Below are 20,610 nucleotides of genomic sequence, written 5' to 3'. Positions count from 1 at the left end.
GTTCGGTCCATGACGGTGAACGATCGGCCCGCAGCCGCGTACGAGCTCGCCCAGGTCAACATCGCCCGCCTCAAGGCCCCGCTGGACTCACCGCAGTTGAAGGACTTCGTGGACGCGCTGGATCCCGTGAACGCGGTGGCCGACGCCTCGGACGGCTTCGTCTGGCGTCTGCAGAGCGATTCCGGCAACGCCACGGACGTACCCGTCCTCGGTGACGACTGGCTGATCATCAACATGTCGACATGGCGGGACATCGACGCCCTTACGGCGTTCATGTACCAGGGGCAGCACCGCGAGTTGCTCGCCCGGCGCCGCGATTGGTTCGAGCGCCTGCAGGAGGCGGTCACGGCCCTGTGGTGGGTGCCCGCCGGCCACCGCCCCACGGTGGCGGAGGCGGAGGAGCGCCTGCTGCATCTGCGCGCCCAGGGGGCGACCCGATACGCCTTCACCCTCCGGGCGTCGTTCCCGCCGGGCTCCGACGGGCCCCGCGAGGACTAGGACCCCGCCGTGTGCCGCCGCCATCGGCCGCGTGGGACAGGAGGAGCAGACCCGCCGCCACCGCCCCGCCCCGGACGCGATCCTCAACCCCCCGCCCCCGCCTCGATCGTCTCCTCCACCTCGGCGACGCGGGCCTTCTCCTCCGCGGCGAAGCGTTCCGCGTCCAACTGCTCGGCGATCTCCTCGTCCTGGGCCATCAGCAGGTCCAGGTTCGAATCGCCCATCTCGAAGACGCCCATGTCGACATAGGCCTGCTGCAGGCGTTTGCCCCACAGACCGATGTCCTTGACGCAGGGGACGATGCGGCTGAAGAGCAACTGACGAAACAGCCGGAGGAATTCGGAGTTCTCGCTGAACTCCTCCGCTTCCGCCTTCGGAATGCCGAAGTTCTCCAGAACCTCCACCCCGCGCAGCCGGTCGCGCATCAGATAGCAGCCCTCGATGACGAATTCCTCGCGCTCGCGCAGTTCGGCGTCCGTGAGCTGCCTGTAGTAGTCCCGCAGTGCCATACGGCCGAAGGCCACGTGCCGGGCCTCGTCCTGCATGACGTACGCCAGGATCTGTTTCGGCAGCGGCTTGTTCGTGGTGTCACGGATCATCCCGAACGCCGCCAGCGCCAGGCCCTCGATGAGCACCTGCATCCCGAGATACGGCATGTCCCAGCGGGAGTCGCGAAGGGTGTCGCCGAGCAACGACCGGAGGTTGTCGTTGATCGGGTAGACCATGCCCATCTTCTCGTGCAGGAAGCGCGCGTAGATCTCCGCGTGCCGCGCCTCGTCCATCGTCTGGGTCGCGGAGTAGAACTTCGCGTCCAGGTCGGGGACGGACTCCACGATCCGGGCCGCGCACACCATCGCGCCCTGCTCGCCGTGCAGGAACTGACTGAACTGCCAGGAGGCGTAGTGCCTGCGCAGCTCGCCCTTGTCCCGGTCGGTCATCCTGGCCCAGTACGGCGTCCCGTACAGGGTCATCGCCTCTTCCGGGGTGCCGAGCGGATCGTACGGGTCCACCTCCTGGTCCCAGTCGATCCGCTTCTGCCCGTCCCACTGCTTGTCCTTGCCCTTCTGGTACAGGGCGAGCAGCCGGTCGCGCCCGTCGTCATACTCCCAGTTGAAACGCGCGGCGCCACCGGCGGGCACCTGCCAGAGCGGGTCTCCCGGGTCCTTGGCGTACAGCTCGTGGGTCGGCATACAGCCCACGCTCACACGAGGTAGACGCGGCGTCAACAAGTGCGGCACAGGGGATTGACGTCCTTGCTGACAAGCAGTCTCATAAGACGTGACCGCCGGTAACGGCGGCCCGTACGACGAGGTGGTGGGGACAGCGATGACGACCGTGACGGAAGCCGAGGTGCTGCGCGACGCGCTCGGCCTGCTCAAGGACCGGGAGCAGGTGGCGAAGCGACTGCTCGACTCCTCCGCCAAGCACTCCTTCGACCCTGACAGCGAACTGGACTGGGACGCGCCCTACGAGGACGGCAAGTGGTTCTGGCCGCCGGAGCTGGTGTCGCTCTACGACACTCCGCTGTGGAAGCGCATGGGCGAGGAGCAGCGGATCCTGCTCTCCCAGCACGAGGCCGCGGCGCTCGCCTCGCTCGGCATCTGGTTCGAGATCATCCTGATGCAGCTGCTGGTCCGGCACATCTACGACAAAGCGGCGACGAGCGCCCACGTGCGCTACGCGCTGACCGAGATCGAGGACGAGTGCCGGCACTCCAAGATGTTCGCCCGGCTGATCGCGCACGGCGACACGCCCTGGTACCCGGTGAGCCGGGCGCACCAGAACCTGGGCCGCGTCTTCAAGACGATCTCGACGACGCCGGGCTCCTTCACGGCGACCCTCCTCGGTGAGGAGGTCCTGGACTGGATGCAGCGGCTGACCTTCCCGGACGAGCGGGTGCAGCCGCTGGTCCGGGGGGTCACCCGCATCCACGTGGTCGAGGAGGCCCGGCACGTCCGGTACGCGCGCGAGGAGCTGCGCCGCCAGATGCTGACCGCCCCGCGCTGGTCGCAGGAGTTCACCCGGATCACCTCCGGCGAGTTCGCACGTGTGTTCTCGGTCGCGTTCGTGAACCCCGAGGTGTACACGAACGTCGGCCTGGACAAGCGGGAGGCCGTGGCGCAGGTACGGGCGAGCGGACACCGCCGGGAGGTCATGCAGACGGGCGCGAAACGGCTGACGGACTTCCTGGACGACATCGGCGTACTGCGGGGGATGGGCCGACGGCTGTGGAGGTCGTCGGGACTGCTGGCCTGAAAGCGTCCCCGGCCTCCCGCGGCCACCGTGAGGCGGCCGACGTTCGGCCCGGCGCTCGTGGCCGTTTCGCGGGACGGCCCGGTTACGCTGCGGGATATGACCTCCGAGGCCACCACGCGCGCGTACCGCCGGCTCAGCGTCGAGGAGCGGCGGACCCAGCTCCTCGACGCCGCGCTCTCCCTGTTCGCGCACCGCGCGCCCGAGGAGGTCTCGCTGGACGACGTGGCGGAGGCCGCGGGAGTCTCCCGGCCCCTCGTCTACCGCTACTTCCCCGGCGGCAAGCAGCAGCTGTACGAGGCCGCCCTGCACTCCGCCGCCGAGGAACTCCAGCACTGCTTCGCGGAGCCCCCCGACGGACCGCTCACCCGGCGGCTGGGCCGCGCCCTCGACCGCTACCTCGCCTTCGTCGACCAGCACGACGCCGGCTTCAGCGCCCTGCTCCAGGGCGGCAGTGTGGTCGAGACGTCCCGCACCACCGCGATCGTGGACGGGGTGCGGCGGGCCGCCGCCGAGCACATCCTCAGCCATCTGGGCGTCGAGAGGCCCGGGACCCGGCTGCGGATGACCGTACGGATGTGGATCACCTCCGTCGAGGCCGCCTCCCTCATCTGGCTCGACGAGGACAAGCAGCCGCCGGTCGAGGAGCTGCGGGACTGGCTCGTGGAGCAGTTCGTGGCCTGCCTGGTGGCCGGGGCGGGACGCGACCCACAGACCGCCGCCGTGGTCCGGGGCGCCCTGGCCCTGGAGAGCGCCGAGGGGCCGATCGGCGCGCTGGTCCGGCGCGTGCTGCCCGTGCTCGCCGACGCGGGTCACCTGCTGTGACCACCGTGCCGTTGTGCCGCGCGACGGGCCCGGGGCCCGTGACATGGACACTGGTGCCGTGAAGAGCCAAGACACCCCGTTCGTGGGCGGCCCCCTGGACGGGCGCGTCCTGCCCGTCCTGCTGGGCCTCACCGGCCACCCCCCGAAGACGTACCGCGTGCCGGTCCCGGACGCGGTCGGCGGCCCGCCGACCGTCCTCGTCTACCGGCGCGTCCAGGCGGGCCCCGGCGGACGGTTCGGTCTGCACCCGGGCTGGCGGTACGAGTACGACCCGGAGGGGGAGGACGGCGGCCGTCCCCGGTGGCCGTGGTCCAAACCGCGCCCGGGGCCAGCCGCCACGCCGGGCGCCGGCACGGACCCCGCCGACGAGTGACCTCGCTGGGCCGAACCGACCATCCGGCGGGCGCCCGGGTCGCACGCATCCCATCCTGCCGGTGCGAGGTGGACGGACCACCCCCCGCACCGGAGGTGATGACATGTCAGAGATGTTGCTGCGTCTGGTCTGTACGGCGGCGGTGACCGTCTCGGCGCTGCTCGTCCCGGCACCCGCGGTGGCGGCCCCCGATCCGGGCAGCGGCCGGACCGGTCAGCCGAACACACGTTCCACATCTCAGCTGCTGACGGAGCTTCAGCGGCTCTACCGGCAGGCCGAGCGAGCCACCGAGTCCTACAACGCCACCACCGCCCAGCTGAAGAAGCGCCAGGCAGAGGTGGCGCGGCTGGACGGACGGCTCGCCCGGGCCAGGATCGATCTGCAGATCAGCCGCGGGCAGGCCGGTCGGCTCGCCCGGCAGCAGTACCGGAACAGCACGCAGATCTCCTCGTACGTACGCCTGCTGCTCGCCCGCGATCCGCAGCACGCGCTCGACGAGGGCCATGTGCTGGGACAGGTGGCGCGGGGGCGGGCCGAGACTGTGCGCCAGTTGACGGGCAGTGAGAGGCACGCCGACGGGCTGGCCCGCGCGGCGCGCAAGGCCCTGGACGACCAGCTCGTCCTGACCGGCCGCCAGAAGAAGGCACGCGACGACGTCCAGCGACGGTTGAAGGACGTCGAGCAGCTGCTCGCCTCGCTGAGCGCCGGACAGCTCGCCCAACTGGCCGAGTGGGAGCGCGGCGGGATCGCCGCGGCGCAGCGCGCGTTCCTGGCGTCCGGCGCCCTCAGCCCGGAGCGGGCACCGACGGAGAAGGGCGACCGGGCGCTGCGGTACGCCGTCGAGCAGATCGGGAAGCCGTACGAGTGGGGCGGCGAGGGCCCCAGGGCGTACGACTGCTCGGGGCTGACCTCGCAGGCCTGGGGGCACGCCGGACGGGCCATCCCGCGCACCAGCCAGGAGCAGTGGGCGCAGCTGCCGCACGTACCGCTGAAGGAGCTGCGCCCCGGGGACCTCGTCGTCTACTTCCCCGAGGCCACGCACGTGGCCCTGTACCTGGGGGACGGGATGGTCGTACAGGCGCCGCGGCCGGGGACGACGGTCAAGGTGTCCCCGATCGCGGCCAACCCGGTGCTGGGAGCCGTACGCCCGGACCCGAGCGCCCTCCCACTGCGGCGGGAGTACGCCCCACCGAACATTCCCCGGGGCGCCACCAACGGCTCGGACGAGGGCCCCCGCGCCCCGCAAGGGGCGTGGGGAACCGCACGGTCGGGCCCGGACGGCCCGCGGCTCACAGACGACCGGGGCCGCTCCGGCGCTCAGGCACCGGCAACCGACGCCAGATAGGCCTCGGTCTTCTCCGGCTCGTAGAAGAAGTTCTCGAAGTCGGCCGGATTGTCGAAGCCGTTGGCGAAGCGGTCGGCCACCGGCTGCATCGCCCCCGCGGCACCGATCAGGTTGAGCACGTGCTCCGGCGGCACGCCGAGCATCGCGTTCGTCCACTTCGTCACGTGCTGGGCCGTGTCCCAGTACCGGTCGAAGGTCCCCCGCATCCAGGCCTCGTCGAACTCCTTGTCCCCGTGCTCCAGGATCGAGGCGAGGTACGAGGCGGCGCACTTGGCCGCCGAGTTGGAGCCCTGGCCGGTGATCGGGTCGTTGGCCACGACCACGTCGGCGACGCCGAGCACCAGGCCGCCGCCGGGCAGCCGGCCGATCGGGTTGCGGACGGTGGGGGCGTAGCGTCCCGACAGCGTGCCGTTCGGGTCGGTCAGCTCCACCTTGGTGGCCCGCGCGTACTCCCACGGCGTGAACCGCTCCATGAGCTCCAGGGTCAGCGAGAGGTGCTCGGCCGGGTCCTTGACGCCGTTGAAGACGTCGAGCGGACCGCCGGGGATGCCCTCCCAGAAGAGGATGTCCGCACGGCCGGAGGTCGTCAGGGTCGGCATGACGAAGAGCTCGCCGACGCCGGGGACCAGGTTGCAGCGGACCGCGTCGAACTCCGGGTGCTCCGGGCGGGGGCCCAGGCCGTGGACGTACGCCACCGCGAGGGCGCGCTGCGGCTCGCTGTACGGGGAGCGCGAGGCGTCTCGGCCGAACATCGACACCAGCTCGCCCTTGCCCGCCGAGACCAGCACCAGGTCGTACGTGCGGGAGAAGTAGTCGAGGTCGGAGACCGCCGCCCCGTGGATGACCAGCTGGCCGCCGCGCTGCGCGAACGTCTCCATCCAGCCGGCCATCTTCACCCGCTGGTCCACGGACTGCGCGTACCCGTCGAGCCTGCCCACCCAGTCGATCGCCCGCTGCGAGGGGCCCGGGTCGAAGGAGCCGGGGGCGGCGACGGACACGCCGAGTCCCTCGATCTTCGGTGCCTGGGACTCCCAGAAGTTCAGCTGGAGGTCGCGCTCGTGCTGCAGCGCCGTATGGAACATGCACTGCGTCGACATGACCCGGCCGGTGCGGATCTCGTCCGCGGTCCGGTTGGACATCAGGGTGACCTCGTACCCGTGTGACTGGAGGCCGAGGGCGAGCTGGAGTCCGGACTGGCCGGCTCCGACGACGAGTATCTTGCGCATGCGGGTGGTGCTCCTACTCAGGACTACTCGGGGGTGACGTCGAGCGCGTGGCCGACGAGGGCCAGGAGGGTCTCGATCGCCGAGATCCGGCGGCGCGCGTCCATGATCATGACAGGTATGTGTCCGGGGATGGTGAGGGCCTCGCGCACGTCCTCGGCTTCGAACCGCTCGCTTCCGTCGAAGTGGTTGACCGCGACCACGTACGGCAGCCCGCTGCTCTCGAAGTAGTCGAGTGCGGGGAAGCAGTCCGCGAGCCGCCGGGTGTCGGCCAGGACGACAGCGCCGATCGCGCCGCGCACCAGGTCGTCCCACATGAACCAGAACCGCTGCTGACCCGGCGTGCCGAAGAGGTAGAGCACCAGGTCGTCGTCGAGCGTGATGCGGCCGAAGTCCATGGCCACCGTGGTGGTGAGCTTCTGCGGAGTGCCGCTGAGGTCGTCGGTCTCCTCGCTGGCCTCGGTCATCAGCGCCTCCGTCTGGAGGGGCGTGATCTCCGAGACGGCGGTCACCAGGGTGGTCTTGCCGACACCGAAGCCGCCGGCCACCACGATCTTCGTGGCGATCGGGGCCCGCGTGTGGTCCGTCTGCCAGGACCGCGGCTGCTCCAACTCATCGGGGACGACGTGGAGCGGTGAGACGCCCGGGGAGGCGTCAGAGACGACGGAGTCCACTCAGCACCCTTTCCAGCAGAGCGCGGTCCGGCTGTCCGGGGCCGTGACCGGTTCCGTATACACGGATCTTTCCCTGGTCCGCGAGGTCGCTGAGGAGCACACGGACCACTCCGAGCGGCATCTTCAGCAGCGCCGCGATCTCCGCCACCGTGCGCATACGACGGCAGAGTTCGACGATGGCCCGCATCTCGGGCATCACTCGGGTCGACAGTGAACCATTCGTCAGCTCACGCCGCTCCTCCGGGGCCTCAAGAGCGGCCACGAAGGTCTCGACGAGCAGGACGTGGCCGAAGCGGGTGCGGCCGCCGGTGAGCGAATAGGGGCGCACGCGGGCGGCTTTGCGGTCGCCGCCGCGGACGGGAAGCTTCTTCGGAGTGCTGCTCATCGGATACTCCCTGCCGACTCGGCCTCCAGGGACTTGCGCAGCTCGCTGCGGAGCTCGGGGGTCAGGACGTGCCCGGCCCGGCCGACGAAGAGCGCCATGTGGTACGCCACCACGCTCATGTCGCAGTCCGCGGAGCCGTGCACGCCGAGCAGCGAGCCGTCGCTGATGGACATGACGAAGAGGCTGCCCTCGTCCATCGCGACCATCGTGTGCTTGACCCCGCCGAGGTCCATGAGCTTCGCGGCGCCGATGGTGAGGCTGCCGATGCCGGAGACGACGGTCGCGAGGTCCGCGGCGGACCCCCTGGGGCCGCTGCGTTTGTCGTCCGAGCCCGCGCGGGCCTGCGCGTTGCGCCCGGGGTCGGACGAGAGCAGGAGCAGGCCGTCCGAGGAGACCACCGCGACCGACAGCAGTCCCGGCACCTCCTCGACGAGGTTCGTCAGCAGCCAGTGCAGGTTGCGGGCCTCACTGCTCAACCCGAAGGTACTGGACGCGGTCAACTGCTTGCCTCCTCGACTGTGCCCCCCGATGCTTCTACGTCCTGTGCGGTTCCGGGTGTTGCGCTCTGAGGTGCTGCCGAGGGCCGGGGCCCGGGTGCCCTGGTCTCCCCCGTCCGCTCGGCGATCTCCGCCTCGACGTGGCGGTAGCCCTCGTTGGCGCCCCGGTGGAACCCGCCGAGCCTGCGGCGCAGCGCCTCGGCGTCCACACCGCCGGCGCGCGGCGGCGGGGCCGGGGCGGGCGCGGAGAGCTTCGGGGTGCGCTTGGGCAGGCCCTTGGCGGTGAGCCGGGGAGCCTCGGGCTCCTGGGGTGCTTGGGGTGTTTGGGGTGCCGGGGACTCTTCCCGCGGGTCCTGCGGCTCCTGCGGCGCCGCGGGGGTGTGCCGCTGCTCGCCCTCGTCGGCGGTGCGTTCGTGGGTCTCGGGCCCGATGGCGTACCGGTCGGCCGACGCCTGGGCGGGGATGTCCACGACGGGAGCGGGGGTGGGCTCGGGCTCGGCCGCCCTGGGCGGCGGGAGCAGCAGCTCCATCGTGGTCTCGGGACCGGACTCGGCGAGGGCCGGATCCAGGGCCGGCGCCACGTCCACCGGCTCGGGCGAGGGCTCGTGGGCGGGTACGGGGCGGTCGTCCCACGGGGCACTCCCGCCGCGTACGGTCCCGCTCTCGCGTACGGTCGCGCTCTCGCGTACGGTCCCGCTCTCGCGTACGGTCTCGCTCTCCGGTCCGGTCTCGCTCTCCGGTCCGGTCTCGCTCTCCGGTCCACGGGCGTTCTGGCCGTCGTGCTTCCGTACGGCCTGTTCCGCCGCCGCGATCAGGGGGTCCTCGACGCCGCTCGGCTCCTGGAGGCTGATCCTTGCGCGGCCCCTCAGGGCGTTGGAGTTGACCTCCGCGTCGGCACCGGGCAGGGACATCGTGGTCGTACCGCCCGTCGCCGGGCCCGCGGTGGGCACGGCTGCCGCCGGGGCCGAGGCGAGCAGGGCCTTGGCCAGGACGACGACCGCCGCGATACCGCCCTGCTTCTGCTCGCGCAGTTGGACGCGGACGCCGTGCCGGTGGGCGAGGCGTGCCACCACGTACAGACCGAGCCCGAGGCCCTCGCCGCCCTCCTGGTCGTAGGCGGCGTGCGGGTCGAAGTCGGCGAGCCGGGCGTTGAGCCGGCTCATCCGGTCGGTGGCCATGCCGATGCCCTCGTCCTGCACGGAGAGCATCACCTCGCCGCTCTCCAGGAGCCAGCCCGAGACCTCCACGGCGACGTCCGGCGGCGAGAACGAGGTGGCGTTCTCCAGGAGTTCGGCCACCAGGTGCGAGAGGTCGTCGGCGGCGAACCCGGCGACATGCGCGTGCGGCGGCAGCGCGGCGATGCGGACGCGCTCGTAGCGCTCGATCTCGCTGACCGCGGCGCGCACGACGTCCACGAGCGGCACCGGCCCGGCGTGCTGCTGGACGTGGTCGGCGCCGGCCAGGACGAGGAGGTTCTCGCTGTGGCGGCGCATGACCGTGGCGAAGTGGTCGAGCTTGAAGAGCGTGGAGAGCCGCTCCGGGTCCTGCTCGCGCTCCTCCAGGCCCTCGATGACGGAGAGCTGGCGCTCGACCAGCCCGAGGGTGCGCAGGGCGAGGTTGACGAAGGTGGAGTTGATGCTGTGCCGGACCTGTTCCAGGTGGTCGGCGGCCTCGGCGAGTTCGGCGCGCAGCTTGGCGCGCTCGTCGGCCATCGTCTGGCGCTGGCCGACGAGGTGCTTGCGGTCGGCCTCCAGGGTCGACAGACGCTCCTGGAGGGCGACGGCGTGCGCGTGCAGGGCGTTGACGGAGCGCACGACCTGGGCGAACTCGTCGTTGCGCCCGGTGAACTTCACCGGTTCCTCGGCGGCCGGGTCGGCGGCCACCCGGGCCGAACCGAGGCGCAGGACGGCGAGCGGGCGGGTGAGGCTGCGGGCCATCGCCATGGCGATGCCGACGGCGACGAGCATGAGCGCGCCGAGGACCGCGATGCGGATCTCCAGCGCGGTGACGTCGTCGTCGCGCAGCTGCGCGAGGTCCTTGCTGCGGCTCTCGTAGAGGGAGGACTCGACACCGCGCATGAGGTCGACGCGGGCGGAGAGGGCGGCGTCGACCTTCTTGGTGCCGATGCCGAGGTCGCTGTCGGAGAGGGTGGGCCGGTCGGTGAGCGTCTTGAGGTACTTCTCGGCGGAGGTGACCTCGGGACCGGTGACCGTGGAGTCGTACGAGGCCTTGGCGGCCGCGGGCGCGTTGTCGCGGAAGTCGGCGACGGCCGCGTCGGAGCGGACGGCGGCCTGCTGGGCGGCGGCGGTGAGCGCGTCGCGCTGTTTGGTGTCGGCGGCCGAGGAGCTGCCGATGGTGGTCAGCAGGCCGGTGACCGGGTTGACGACGGTCTGGGTGGTGCGCGGGACGTTCAGGGCCGCGAGGAGCAGTCCTCGGGCGGCGGCGGACTGCTGCACGGCGCTGTCGAGCTCGGCGAGGGAGTAGGCGCCGGAGCCCGCGCGGGGCGGCATCTTCGCGGCCAGTTGATCGGCGAGGGCGTGGAGCTCGGCGATGACGGCGGAGTACGCCTGGTGTGCTTCCAGAGCGCTGCTCTTCCCGGTGAGCGCGGCCCGTCGAACGGCGGCCACGTCGTCGAGGTCCTTGCGGATGCCGGCGGAGATGTCCGGATTGGCAAGCAGATCGTCGATCTGCCGGTCGACACGCGCGCCCTGCTGCTCATCGGGCGCCTTGGACTTGGGGCGCCCGGCGGCCACGTACGAGGTGACCCCGTCGCGCTCGTCGGCCAGCGCATGGGCCAGGGTGAGCGCGTCCTGGGTCTGCTCCGTGAGCGTCACCAGGTTCTGTGAGTCGTTCAGCTGACCGGAGGCGGCGATGACGCTCGGCGCCCCGGCGCCGGCGATCGCGGCCGCGACCACGGCCACCGCGACGATCAGCCGGTTGCGGACATGGGCGGGGCGACCGCTGCCCGCGGGCTCGGACGAGGCGCCTCGTTCGGGAGCCGTCTGCTTGCCTGTACGCCGAGGCCGCATCTTCTGCACCGGTGCTCGCATTCCTCACTCGTGTACCCATGGGCCCGGGTGACGGTCCGTCAACTGGGCTGTCGTCCCGGTACGACGGCTTCCGACCCTCCCAGTGCCGGTGGGCAGAGGTCCCGCTTCGCCTGACCCGCCACCCGAAGGAGTGAACCTCGGCGGGGAGTTGGCGGGCAAGTTCCTGTGGCCCGTGCGAGGGCCTTGCGCGGCGGGCCGGTTGGACGTCGGCGACAGGCTTTGGCAGTATTCGCCGCCACGCACCACCGGAATCGATCATTCCGTGGCAAACCAGGCGGCCGACCTGGGGCGTCGCAGCGATCCGGCAGCCGTTGCCAGCCTTTCGTGGGCGTTGTGAAGGGCTCGTGCAGACTGTCCGAATGCGCATTGAACTGATTTCAGCCTCCGGGGACCCCGCCCGCCCCAACGAGGACTTCGCCGCGCTCGCGGTTCCGGCTTCAGGACAGGGCGGGGCGCTGGTCGTCCTGGACGGGGTGACTCCGCCGCGGGGCGACGACGGCTGCCTCCACCCGGTCCCCTGGTTCTGCGCGCGTCTGGGCGGCAAACTGACCGAACTGTCCGTTTCCCGCCAGGATCTGACGCTGCCGGAGATCCTTTCCCACGCCATTCTTCGTACCGCCGAGTCCCATGCGACCACCTGTGACCTTTCTCACCCGCGCACCCCCCAGGCGACCGTGGTCCTCGCCCGCTGGTCCGAGAGCGCGGTGGAGTACCTGGTCCTCTCGGACTCGGCCCTGCTGGCCGAGGCGCCCGACGGCGCGGTGACCGCCCTCCTGGACGACCGTCTCGCGCGCATACCGCGCGCCAGTCTGGCGACGGACGCGATCGCGGACGCGACGGTCCGCAACAAGGAGGGCGGGTTCTTCACGGCGGCGGCGGACCCCTCGGTCGCGGCCCGCGCGGTCACGGGCGAACTGCCGCGCGCGGCGGTGCGCAGCCTGGTGGCCCTGACGGACGGCGCGACCCGCTGGACGGAGAAGTTCCGCCAGGGCGACTGGACGGATCTGTTCACGTTCGTCCGCAAGGAGGGCGCGGCGGCACTGGTGGAGCGCGTACGGGCGCTGGAGAGCGCCGACCGCGAGGAGCGGACGCGCCTGGGCCGCAGCAAGACGCACGACGACGCGACGGTGGTGTACGTGCAGCCGTGAGAGGCGGGCGGCGTGGCGCGGTCTACTTCTCCATGCCCCGGTTCAACTGGTTCAGCAACCGGGCCAGTTCGGCGACCTCGCGCGGGTCCCAGTGGGCGAGCTTGCTCACATAGCGGGCACGCCGGGCCTCACGGACACGGCCGACGCGGCTGCGGCCCTCCTCGGTGAGGTGGACGAGCCAGGCGCGGCCGTCGGCCGGGTCGGGCTCCCGGGCGACCAGGCCGAGGTCCTCCAGGGCGCGCAGCTGGCGGGACATCGTGGCCTTGCCGACGCCGATGTAGGCGGCGAGTTCCGTGGCGCGCTGGCGGCCGCACTCGTCGAGCCTGACGAGGAGTCCGTACGCGGCGGACTCCAGATCGGGGTGGACCTCGCGGGCCATCTCGCCCTGGTTGGCGCGGGCCCGCCGCAGGAACACGGTCAGTTCGCGCTCCAGCGACAGGAACTCCTGGTTCCCGCCGCCGGGCACGGCCGCGGCACCGCCCGGTGTCGTCCCCGGCTGGTCCACACCACTTCCCGGCACGCCGGATTCAACCGGCCGCCCCTCGCCGTTTGCGCCCTCGTGCACGTCAGCACCCCTGACCCGGTTTCCCGATCCTGAAACTTTCTGCCAAACGTCGCCATTGCCGCAGCTCCGTCAGTATTTCGCAGGCGTAGACCAACGGCAGCCTCCGGCCCCCCTTCCCAGCCTGGGTCTACGTGCGTAGCTTCCCAGTCAGGCCACTAATGGCATGCCCACGCCATCGACAGCTGTCAACAGCGCGTCGCATCCCCACGCACCTGAGCACGGGCATGTCCGAGCGATCCCCCACCGAGCTCCACGGAGCTCCACCGAGCCTTTCGGAGGCACGCATGCCCGTGCACAGACCCGGATCGGTCCGGCGCCCGCGCCTGTCAGCGGCAGCAATCCTGCTCGCCGCGTTCTCCCTCCTGTTCACCCTCCCGGCCCACGCCGCCGGCACACCCGTACGCGGTAGCGCGTACATGGGCATGGGCGTCCTGGCGCACGACGGCCGGGGCCGGGCGCCCAGCAGCGCTGCCGTCGCGCAGACCGAAGGCGTGGACGTCTCCGCCTACCAGGGCAACGTCGCCTGGTCGACCCTGTGGGGCAGCGGGGTCAGATGGGCCTACACCAAGGCGACCGAGGGGACGTACTACACGAACCCCTACTTCGCCCAGCAGTACAACGGCTCGTACGACGTCGGCATGATCCGCGGCGCCTACCACTTCGCGACGCCGGACACCACGAGCGGCGCCACCCAGGCCAACTACTTCGTCGACCACGGCGGCGGCTGGTCCCGCGACGGCAGGACGCTGCCGGGCGCCCTGGACATCGAGTGGAACCCGTACGGCGCCACCTGCTACGGCAAGTCGGCCGCCGCGATGGTCGGCTGGATCGCCGACTTCCTGAACACCTACCGGGCACGCACCGGCCGGGACGCCGTGATCTACACGGCCACCAGCTGGTGGACCCAGTGCACCGGAAACCACGGCGGCTTCGCCTCCGCCGACCCGCTGTGGATCGCCCGCTACGCCGCCGACCCGGGCACGCTCCCGGCCGGCTGGGGGTACTACACGATGTGGCAGTACACCTCGTCCGGCCCGACGGTCGGCGACCACGACAGGTTCAACGGGGCGCTCGACCGCGTCGTCGCGCTCGCCAACGGCTGACGCACGCGCCCGTGCAGGCACGGTGAAGGCCCGGGCCTCCCTCACGAAAACCCGGGCCTTCCCTCATCCGGCAGCGTCCGTCACGCCGCCACCGGAACCTCCGGCGTCGCGCCGTTCGTGGCCGGCGCGAGCGCCAGCTCCAGGACCTGGCGGACGTCGGTGACGGCGTGGACGTCCAGCTTGTCCAGCACCTCGGCCGGGACGTCGTCCAGGTCGGGCTCGTTGCGCTTCGGGATGACGACGGTGCTCACACCCGCCCGGTGCGCGGCGAGCAGCTTCTGCTTCACCCCGCCGATCGGCAGGACACGGCCGGTCAGCGAGACCTCGCCCGTCATCGCCACGTCCGTACGGACCAGACGGCCCGACAGGAGCGAGGCCAGCGCGGTCGTCATCGTGATGCCCGCGCTCGGGCCGTCCTTGGGGACCGCGCCCGCCGGGAAGTGGATGTGCACCCCCCGGTCCTTGAGATCGCCGACCGGCAGCTCCAGTTCGGCGCCGTGGGAGCGCAGGAAGCTCAGCGCGATCTGCGCCGACTCCTTCATCACGTCGCCAAGCTGACCGGTGAGGGTCAGGCCCGCCGCGCCCGTCTCCGGGTCGGCCAGGGACGCCTCCACGTAGAGGACGTCACCGCCGGCGCCCGTGACCGCGAGACCGGTCGCCACACCGGGGACGGCCGTACGCCGCTCGGCCGGGTCCTGGGCGGACTCGGGCACATGGTGCGGACGACCGATCAGCCCGCGCAGGTCCTCGTCGCGGACGGTGAACGGCAGCTCCTTCTCACCCAGTTCGTGCTGGGCCGCGACCTTGCGCAGCAGCCGCGCGATCGACCGCTCCAGGTTCCGTACGCCCGCCTCCCGGGTGTACTCGCCCGCGAGCTTGCGCAGCGCGCCCTCGTCGAGCGTGACCTCGTCCTTTTCGAGCCCGGCGCGCTCCAGCTGCCGCGGAAGCAGGTGGTCGCGGGCGATGACGACCTTCTCGTCCTCCGTGTAGCCGTCCAGGCGGACCAGCTCCATACGGTCGAGCAGGGCCTCCGGGATGGCTTCGAGGACGTTGGCCGTCGCGAGGAACACGACGTCGGACAGGTCCAGCTCGACCTCCAGGTAGTGGTCCCGGAAGGTGTGGTTCTGGGCCGGGTCGAGGACCTCGAGCAGGGCCGCCGCCGGGTCGCCCCGGAAGTCCGACCCCACCTTGTCGATCTCGTCGAGCAGGACGACCGGGTTCATCGAACCGGCCTCCTTGATGGCCCGGACGATCCGGCCGGGCAGGGCACCGACGTACGTACGCCGGTGGCCGCGGATCTCGGCCTCGTCGCGTACGCCGCCGAGCGCGACCCGGACGAACTTGCGCCCCATGGCGTGGGCGACCGACTCGCCGAGGCTCGTCTTGCCGACACCGGGCGGACCCACGAGCGCGAGGACGGCACCGCCGCGCCGTCCGCCGACCACGCCCAGCCCCCGGTCGGCGCGCCGCTTGCGCACCGCCAGGTACTCGGTGATCCGCTCCTTCACGTCCTCCAGGCCGGCGTGCTCGGCGTCGAGGACGGACTGGGCGCCGCGGATGTCGTAGGCGTCCTCGGTTCGCTCGTTCCACGGCAGTTCGAGGACGGTGTCGAGCCACGTCCGGATCCACGACCCCTCGGGCGACTGGTCGCTGGCGCGCTCCAGCTTGTCGACCTCCTTGAGGGCGGCCTCCCGGACCTTCTCGGGAAGGTCGGCGGCCTCGACGCGCGCCCGGTAGTCGTCGGACTCCTCACCTTCCGCGGCGTCGCCGTTCAGCTCGCGCAGCTCCTTGCGGACGGCCTCCAGCTGACGGCGCAGCAGGAACTCGCGCTGCTGCTTGTCGACGCCCTCCTGGACGTCCTTGGCGATGGACTCGGCGACGTCCTGCTCCGCGAGGTGGTCGCGCAGCTGCTGGGTGGCGAGCTTCAGCCGGGCGACCGGGTCGGCGGTCTCCAGGAGCTCCACCTTCTGTTCGGTGGTCAGGAAGGGCGAGTAGCCGGAGTTGTCGGCGAGCGCGGAGACGTCGTCGATCGCCTGGACCCGGTCCACGACCTGCCAGGCACCGCGCTTCCTCAGCCAACTGGTGGCGAGGGCCTTGTACTCCTTGACCAGTTCGGCGACGTGGCCGGGCAACGGGTCGGGAACGGTCTCGTCGAGCCTCGTGCCCTCGACCCACAGCGCCGCACCCGGTCCGGTGGTCCCGGCGCCGATCCTGACGCGGCCGCGGCCGCGGATCAGGGCGCCCGGGTCACCGTCGGCCAGCCGGCCGACCTGCTCGACCGTGCCGAGCACACCCGTGCTCGCGTACGTCCCGTCGATGCGTGGCACCAGCAGAACCCTGGGCTTACCGGGCTGCGACCGCGCGGCGGCCTGTGCGGCCTCCACCGCCGCGCGCACCTCGGAGTCGCTCAGGTCGAGCGGAACCACCATCCCGGGCAGCACGATCTCGCCGTCGAGCGGCAGCACGGGCAGGGTGAGCGGTGTGGACGTCGAAGCCATGATCTCCCCTTCGGCAGTCAAGTTGAGCTATGTGGACTCAATGCATGCCAGGGTTCGATTGTTCCCCACCCGCCGTTCGCTCTGAGCGATCACTCGGGGAGCTCGGCACGAGGCGGCCACGAGCCGTCCCACATGAGGGAGGTGCGGGAGGTGCCGGAGGTGCGGGAGGTGCCGCGGGGTCCCCCGGCGTCCGTCCGGTGCCGATCCAACGCCTGAGGGTGCGCGATGCTTCCCGGCCGTCCCGGCCGAGGGGCCCGCCTGCCTGTTACGGGGCTTCGGCAGAGGTCCGCGGGGGCCGGTCCGGCTCCGCTCCGCGCCGCACGGGGGTGCTGCGGAAGGGGACGGAGTGCGCCGGTGGCGTGGGCGGTTCGCAGCCGGCCCGGGAGGAAGCAGGAGGGTCCGCCCGGCCCTGGTCACGGGTGCGGCGACCGCGCCGCCCAACGCGGCGTGCGTTGTCCTCAGGTCACGGGTGAGCGCCACCGGCGCCCTGACCGAACCGCCTGCCCGGCGGTCGGAGTCACGCGACCGACGGCATCGCGGAGCCGGTCCGCTGCCAGCGCCGTACCAGCGGCCATGTGCCGATACCGATCGCCAGGGCAAGCAGATGGCCCCAGTTGCTCAGGGGGTCCGTGAACTCGACCAGGTCTTCGAGCAGCACTCCGCCGAACATGATGAGCATCGTCCAGCGCAGCCACGGCCGCAGCAGGCCGGCCAGCGCGCCGACGCTCGCGGCGACGCCGAAGCTGATGCCGTAGTCGAGGCGGTGCAGGGAGGTGTCGGGCAGATCGCCCGCCAGTACCGAGACACCGACCGGGATCTCCGTGGCCAGGGTCGCGAGCACATGGCCGAGCAGGAAGACGACGGCCGCGCGCGGGCCGCCTATCCGTCGTTCCAGTGCCGTGAGCACGAGCAGGAAGACAAGCGCGTACGCCGACGTCATCCCGCCCGCGATCCACAGCGCGCTGGCGACCAGCGCCAGAGCCGGGCTGCTCGCCAGGTGGACCACGTCGGTGCTGGACTCCTGGTACAGCACCTGCAGGAGCGAGGGGTCGGCGAACTCGGCGAACTCGGCGAACATCGACGTCACGATGAGGACGAGGGCGTATCCGAAGGTGAAGGGCGTGCCCGTGGGGGTCGGCAGGAGCAGCCAGGGGTGCGGGCCGGTCCTTCTCGCGGGCGCCGGAACCGGGCGCGTGACCGGGACGGGGAGGGTCACCACCGTGCGCTGGCGCGGCATGCCGTCCAGAAGTGGCGCGCCCGTCTCGGGGACCGTGAGCATGGCGTCAGCCGCCGAGACCGTGCGTTCCAAAGTGCGGCACTCCTTCCGTCACGATCCACCCTTCGCGCCGAGCGGGCCCGCTGTCTATGACCGAAGCCACGACAGACGCGATTCACAGCAACTTCCTAGCCGCTGAATGCGTCCGGGGGCGGATGCGTGAGGGGATGTTAGCGACTCGGTCACATCTGACTGGGTGTGAGCCATCGGGAAAATCCATCGCCCCGGGGACATCTCGTCACCAGAATGTGGTCCATGCCTCATCCGTACGACGCCTGTGGGACCCCGGAGGTGCTGGACCGTCGCGAGGGTCCGCACGGCGAGATCGTGCTGCGGCGCCACGGTGAACTGCTCCAGATCATCGCCAACGGCTGCTTCCTGATGGACACCTCCGACGGACGCTCGGAGCGGCTGCTCGTCGACGCCGCGTACGCCGCGCTGGACGGACGCCCGGAGCCGAGCGTGCTGATCGGCGGATTGGGCGTCGGCTTCTCGCTGGCGCACGCCGCGGCGGACGCGCGCTGGGGACGCATCACGGTCGTCGAACGTGAGCACGCCGTGGTCGACTGGCACCTCGACGGCCCCCTGTCCACGCTGTCCGCGGACGCGCGCGCCGACCGGCGAACCCGCATCCTCGAAGCCGATCTCCTGACGTACGTCAATGAGACATCGGACACGTACGACGCACTGTGCCTCGACATCGACAACGGGCCAGGCTGGACCGTCACCGACGACAACGAAAGCCTGTACTCGACGGCCGGACTCGCAAGCTCCGCAAGGGTGTTGAGGCCCGGTGGTGTGCTCGCGGTGTGGTCGGCACAGCCCTCTCCGGAATTTGAAGGAACCCTATGGAATGCCGGGTTCCAGCAGGTGCGTACCGAAGAGGTGCCCGTTGCCCGGGGCGTTCCCGACGTCGTGCACCTCGCTGTCAGACCTGGATAGCCGACTCGCGGTAACTCCCCGTACGCTGCTTCCCTGACGCGGATCATTCAAGCGTCAAGCGCAGTCATGGGATCACCCCACGGATTCCGGAAAGCACACTCAGGGGCGGGCGATGGAGCAGACACACACCTCGCACAACGGCACGACGGCGACCCCGGGCGCTCAGCGTCGGGTTCTGGTGGTCGAGGACGACCCGACGATCGTCGACGCCATCGCCGCCCGCTTGCGCGCCGAGGGATTCCTCGTGCAAACGGCCGGCGACGGTCCGGCAGCCGTGGACACGGCCGAGGCCTGGCAGCCTGACCTGCTGATCCTCGACATCATGCTGCCTGGCTTCGACGGCCTGGAGGTCTGCCGTCGCGTGCAGGCGCAGCGCCCGGTGCCGGTGCTGATGCTCACGGCGCGCGACGACGAGACGGACATGCTGGTCGGGCTCGGCGTCGGCGCCGACGACTACATGACCAAGCCGTTCTCGATGCGGGAGCTGGCGGCCCGGGTGCATGTACTGCTGCGCCGGGTGGAGCGGGCCGCGCTGGCGGCAGCGACACCGCGCAGCGGCATACTGCGCCTCGGCGAACTGGAGATCGACCACGCACAGCGCCGGGTGCGGGTGCGCAGCGAGGACGTCCATCTGACGCCCACCGAGTTCGACCTGCTCGTATGCCTGGCGAACACACCGCGCGCCGTACTCTCGCGCGAGCAGCTGCTCGCGGAGGTGTGGGACTGGGCGGACGCGTCCGGCACGCGCACCGTGGACAGCCACATCAAGGCCCTGCGGCGGAAGATCGGCGCGGAGCGCATCCGTACCGTGCACGGCGTCGGCTACGCGCTGGAGACCCCGACGCCATGAGCGACGGGCCGGCCCCACGGAGAAGCCCCGGGGAGCCCTGGGGTGGTGTACGCCCGTTCTCGATCAAGACCAAACTGGGCGCGCTGGTCATCATCTCGGTGCTGATCACCACGGGCCTGCTGATGATCGCGGTGCGCACCGCGACGGAGCTGCGCTTCATCACGGTCTTCTCGATGATCGCCACACTGTTGATAACGCAGTTCGTGGCGCATTCGCTCACCGCCCCGCTGGACGAGATGAACACGGTGGCCCGGTCCATCTCGCACGGTGACTACACGCGCCGGGTCCGTGACAACCGCCGTGACGAGCTGGGTGACCTGGCCCACACGATCAACCTGATGGCCGACGAGCTGGCGGCCCAGGACCGCCAGCGCAAGGAACTGGTGGCGAACGTCTCGCACGAGCTGCGCACGCCCATCGCGGGCCTGCGCGCGGTGCTGGAGAACATCGTGGACGGGGTCACCGAGGCCGACCCCGAGACCATGCGCACGGCCCTGAAGCAGACGGAACGCCTCGGGCGCCTGGTGGAGACCCTGCTGGACCTCTCCCGCCTGGACAACGGCGTGGTCCCGCTGAAGAAGCGCCGCTTCGAGGTGTGGCCGTATCTCTCGGGCGTCCTCAAGGAGGCGCAGATGGTGTCCTCCGCACGCGCGGGCATCGCCTCGGGCTCCGGCAGCCACACCCGCACGGACGTGCATCTGCATCTCGACGTCTCCCCGCCGGAGCTGACCGCGCAGGCGGACCCCGAGCGCATCCACCAGGTCGTCGCCAACCTGATCGACAACGCGGTCAAGCACAGCCCGCCGCACGGCCGTGTCACGGTCAAGGCCCGGCGCGGCGCCGCTCCGGAGTCCCTGGAGCTCGAGGTGCTGGACGAGGGCCCGGGCATCCCCCAGTCGGAGTGGCACCGGGTCTTCGAGCGGTTCAACCGCGGCGCCGTGAGCGCGCCGCACGGACCGGGCAGCGACGGCGGCACCGGCCTCGGCCTGGCGATCGCCCGGTGGGCGGTGGACCTGCACGGTGGCCGGATCGGCGTGGCCGAATCCCCACGCGGCTGCCGGATACAGGTCACCCTTCCGGGAGAGCCTTCTCTGCCAAGTTGACG

19 protein-coding genes are annotated in these 20,610 nt (G+C 71.2%); 10 read left to right on the top strand and 9 right to left on the bottom strand.

Annotation, left to right across the window (positions count from 1 at the left end):
- The first annotated feature begins 9 nt into the window (after window positions 1–9).
- Window positions 10–498 (top strand): DUF3291 domain-containing protein, encoded by a 489-nt coding sequence (locus tag ASC56_RS18480; RefSeq protein WP_055492526.1) that lies wholly within the window; start codon window positions 10–12, stop codon window positions 496–498.
- An 83-nt stretch (window positions 499–581) separates the two neighbouring features.
- Here ASC56_RS18480 and ASC56_RS18475 read toward each other — a convergent pair whose 3' ends face one another.
- Window positions 582–1,688: a ferritin-like domain-containing protein gene (locus ASC56_RS18475; RefSeq protein WP_055492525.1), complete on the bottom strand. Its 1,107-nt coding sequence runs from the start codon at window positions 1,686–1,688 to the stop codon at window positions 582–584.
- A 136-nt stretch (window positions 1,689–1,824) separates the two neighbouring features.
- On the opposite strand from ASC56_RS18475, the gene ASC56_RS18470 reads away from it, so the two are divergent.
- From ASC56_RS18470 to ASC56_RS18455, 4 genes are all read left to right on the top strand, one after another.
- The gene (locus ASC56_RS18470; protein WP_055492585.1) at window positions 1,825–2,754 is read left to right on the top strand and encodes a diiron oxygenase; all 930 of its coding nucleotides are present in this window, start codon (window positions 1,825–1,827) and stop codon (window positions 2,752–2,754) included.
- 96 nt (window positions 2,755–2,850) lie between these two features.
- Window positions 2,851–3,576, top strand: coding sequence for a TetR/AcrR family transcriptional regulator (locus ASC56_RS18465; RefSeq protein ID WP_055492524.1), 726 nt, complete (start codon window positions 2,851–2,853; stop codon window positions 3,574–3,576).
- A gap of 58 nt (window positions 3,577–3,634) precedes the next feature.
- Window positions 3,635–3,949, top strand: coding sequence for a hypothetical protein (locus ASC56_RS18460; protein WP_055492523.1), 315 nt, complete (start codon window positions 3,635–3,637; stop codon window positions 3,947–3,949).
- Window positions 3,950–4,052: 103 nt separating this feature from the next.
- Window positions 4,053–5,294 carry an NlpC/P60 family protein gene (locus tag ASC56_RS18455; protein ID WP_063784983.1) on the top strand — a complete coding sequence of 414 codons (1,242 nt, stop codon included), beginning with the start codon at window positions 4,053–4,055 and terminating at the stop codon, window positions 5,292–5,294.
- Here ASC56_RS18455 and ASC56_RS18450 read toward each other — a convergent pair.
- Genes ASC56_RS18450 through ASC56_RS18430 form a run of 5 tightly spaced genes read right to left on the bottom strand, consistent with a single transcriptional unit; the run spans window position 5,267 to window position 11,111 of the window.
- Window positions 5,267–6,520, bottom strand: coding sequence for a styrene monooxygenase/indole monooxygenase family protein (locus tag ASC56_RS18450; protein ID WP_055492522.1), 1,254 nt, complete (start codon window positions 6,518–6,520; stop codon window positions 5,267–5,269). The genes ASC56_RS18455 and ASC56_RS18450 overlap by 28 nt on opposite strands.
- A 23-nt stretch (window positions 6,521–6,543) precedes the next feature.
- Window positions 6,544–7,191 (bottom strand): ATP/GTP-binding protein, encoded by a 648-nt coding sequence (locus ASC56_RS18445; protein ID WP_055492521.1) that lies wholly within the window; start codon window positions 7,189–7,191, stop codon window positions 6,544–6,546.
- Window positions 7,172–7,576: a DUF742 domain-containing protein gene (locus ASC56_RS18440; protein ID WP_055492520.1), complete on the bottom strand. Its 405-nt coding sequence runs from the start codon at window positions 7,574–7,576 to the stop codon at window positions 7,172–7,174. The genes ASC56_RS18445 and ASC56_RS18440 overlap by 20 nt, the downstream gene beginning before the upstream one ends.
- A complete protein-coding gene (locus ASC56_RS18435; RefSeq protein WP_055492519.1) occupies window positions 7,573–8,076 on the bottom strand; it encodes a roadblock/LC7 domain-containing protein in 504 nt (167 codons plus the stop codon). The genes ASC56_RS18440 and ASC56_RS18435 overlap by 4 nt, the downstream gene beginning before the upstream one ends.
- Complete coding sequence (locus ASC56_RS18430) at window positions 8,073–11,111, bottom strand: nitrate- and nitrite sensing domain-containing protein (protein WP_234376991.1); 3,039 nt, start codon at window positions 11,109–11,111, stop codon at window positions 8,073–8,075. Before ASC56_RS18430 ends, ASC56_RS18435 begins: the two co-directional genes overlap by 4 nt.
- A gap of 371 nt (window positions 11,112–11,482) precedes the next feature.
- On the opposite strand from ASC56_RS18430, the gene ASC56_RS18425 reads away from it, so the two are divergent.
- On the top strand, window positions 11,483–12,271 hold the full coding sequence (locus tag ASC56_RS18425; RefSeq protein WP_055492518.1) for a protein phosphatase 2C domain-containing protein: 789 nt from the start codon (window positions 11,483–11,485) through the stop codon (window positions 12,269–12,271).
- Window positions 12,272–12,293: 22 nt separating this feature from the next.
- On the opposite strand, the gene ASC56_RS18420 is transcribed toward ASC56_RS18425, so the two are convergent.
- Window positions 12,294–12,836 carry a MarR family winged helix-turn-helix transcriptional regulator gene (locus ASC56_RS18420; RefSeq protein ID WP_055492517.1) on the bottom strand — a complete coding sequence of 181 codons (543 nt, stop codon included), beginning with the start codon at window positions 12,834–12,836 and terminating at the stop codon, window positions 12,294–12,296.
- 284 nt (window positions 12,837–13,120) lie between these two features.
- Here ASC56_RS18420 and ASC56_RS18415 point away from each other — a divergent pair, with 284 nt between their 5' ends.
- Complete coding sequence (locus tag ASC56_RS18415; RefSeq protein WP_055492516.1) at window positions 13,121–13,939, top strand: lysozyme; 819 nt, start codon at window positions 13,121–13,123, stop codon at window positions 13,937–13,939.
- 80 nt (window positions 13,940–14,019) lie between these two features.
- On the opposite strand, the gene lon is transcribed toward ASC56_RS18415, so the two are convergent.
- Window positions 14,020–16,437 (bottom strand): endopeptidase La, encoded by a 2,418-nt coding sequence (gene lon / locus ASC56_RS18410; protein ID WP_055492515.1) that lies wholly within the window; start codon window positions 16,435–16,437, stop codon window positions 14,020–14,022.
- Between the two features lie 517 nt (window positions 16,438–16,954).
- Window positions 16,955–17,746, bottom strand: a complete 792-nt coding sequence (locus ASC56_RS18405; protein ID WP_055492514.1) for a rhomboid-like protein — start codon at window positions 17,744–17,746, stop codon at window positions 16,955–16,957.
- A 222-nt stretch (window positions 17,747–17,968) separates the two neighbouring features.
- On the opposite strand from ASC56_RS18405, the gene ASC56_RS18400 reads away from it, so the two are divergent.
- The 3 genes from ASC56_RS18400 to ASC56_RS18390 all read left to right on the top strand — a co-directional run bounded on the left by ASC56_RS18400 (window position 17,969) and on the right by ASC56_RS18390 (window position 20,608).
- Window positions 17,969–18,655 carry a spermidine synthase gene (locus ASC56_RS18400; protein WP_055492583.1) on the top strand — a complete coding sequence of 229 codons (687 nt, stop codon included), beginning with the start codon at window positions 17,969–17,971 and terminating at the stop codon, window positions 18,653–18,655.
- 112 nt (window positions 18,656–18,767) lie between these two features.
- Entirely contained in the window at window positions 18,768–19,505 is a 738-nt protein-coding gene (locus tag ASC56_RS18395) for a response regulator transcription factor (protein ID WP_055492513.1), read from the top strand.
- Window positions 19,502–20,608 carry a HAMP domain-containing sensor histidine kinase gene (locus ASC56_RS18390; protein ID WP_055492512.1) on the top strand — a complete coding sequence of 369 codons (1,107 nt, stop codon included), beginning with the start codon at window positions 19,502–19,504 and terminating at the stop codon, window positions 20,606–20,608. Before ASC56_RS18395 ends, ASC56_RS18390 begins: the two co-directional genes overlap by 4 nt.
- Window positions 20,609–20,610: the final 2 nt, after the last annotated feature.

The organism is Streptomyces sp. TP-A0356 (genome assembly GCF_001417775.1).
Lineage (GTDB): Bacteria > Actinomycetota > Actinomycetes > Streptomycetales > Streptomycetaceae > Streptomyces.
This window is presented reverse-complemented; position numbering and strand designations above follow the sequence as displayed.

What these genes read in the sequence shown, in the direction of transcription:
- ASC56_RS18390 (WP_055492512.1), top strand. Translation starts at nt 19,502, where the DNA reads ATGAGCGACGGGCCGGCCCCACGGAGAAGCCCCGGGGAGCCCTGGGGT.
- ASC56_RS18480 (WP_055492526.1), top strand. Translation starts at nt 10, where the DNA reads ATGACGGTGAACGATCGGCCCGCAGCCGCGTACGAGCTCGCCCAGGTC.
- ASC56_RS18425 (WP_055492518.1), top strand. Translation starts at nt 11,483, where the DNA reads ATGCGCATTGAACTGATTTCAGCCTCCGGGGACCCCGCCCGCCCCAAC.
- ASC56_RS18450 (WP_055492522.1), bottom strand. Translation starts at nt 6,520, where the DNA reads ATGCGCAAGATACTCGTCGTCGGAGCCGGCCAGTCCGGACTCCAGCTC.
- ASC56_RS18415 (WP_055492516.1), top strand. Translation starts at nt 13,121, where the DNA reads ATGCCCGTGCACAGACCCGGATCGGTCCGGCGCCCGCGCCTGTCAGCG.
- lon (WP_055492515.1), bottom strand. Translation starts at nt 16,437, where the DNA reads ATGGCTTCGACGTCCACACCGCTCACCCTGCCCGTGCTGCCGCTCGAC.
- ASC56_RS18455 (WP_063784983.1), top strand. Translation starts at nt 4,053, where the DNA reads ATGTCAGAGATGTTGCTGCGTCTGGTCTGTACGGCGGCGGTGACCGTC.
- ASC56_RS18440 (WP_055492520.1), bottom strand. Translation starts at nt 7,576, where the DNA reads ATGAGCAGCACTCCGAAGAAGCTTCCCGTCCGCGGCGGCGACCGCAAA.
- ASC56_RS18400 (WP_055492583.1), top strand. Translation starts at nt 17,969, where the DNA reads ATGCCTCATCCGTACGACGCCTGTGGGACCCCGGAGGTGCTGGACCGT.
- ASC56_RS18475 (WP_055492525.1), bottom strand. Translation starts at nt 1,688, where the DNA reads ATGCCGACCCACGAGCTGTACGCCAAGGACCCGGGAGACCCGCTCTGG.
- ASC56_RS18470 (WP_055492585.1), top strand. Translation starts at nt 1,825, where the DNA reads ATGACGACCGTGACGGAAGCCGAGGTGCTGCGCGACGCGCTCGGCCTG.
- ASC56_RS18465 (WP_055492524.1), top strand. Translation starts at nt 2,851, where the DNA reads ATGACCTCCGAGGCCACCACGCGCGCGTACCGCCGGCTCAGCGTCGAG.
- ASC56_RS18395 (WP_055492513.1), top strand. Translation starts at nt 18,768, where the DNA reads ATGGAGCAGACACACACCTCGCACAACGGCACGACGGCGACCCCGGGC.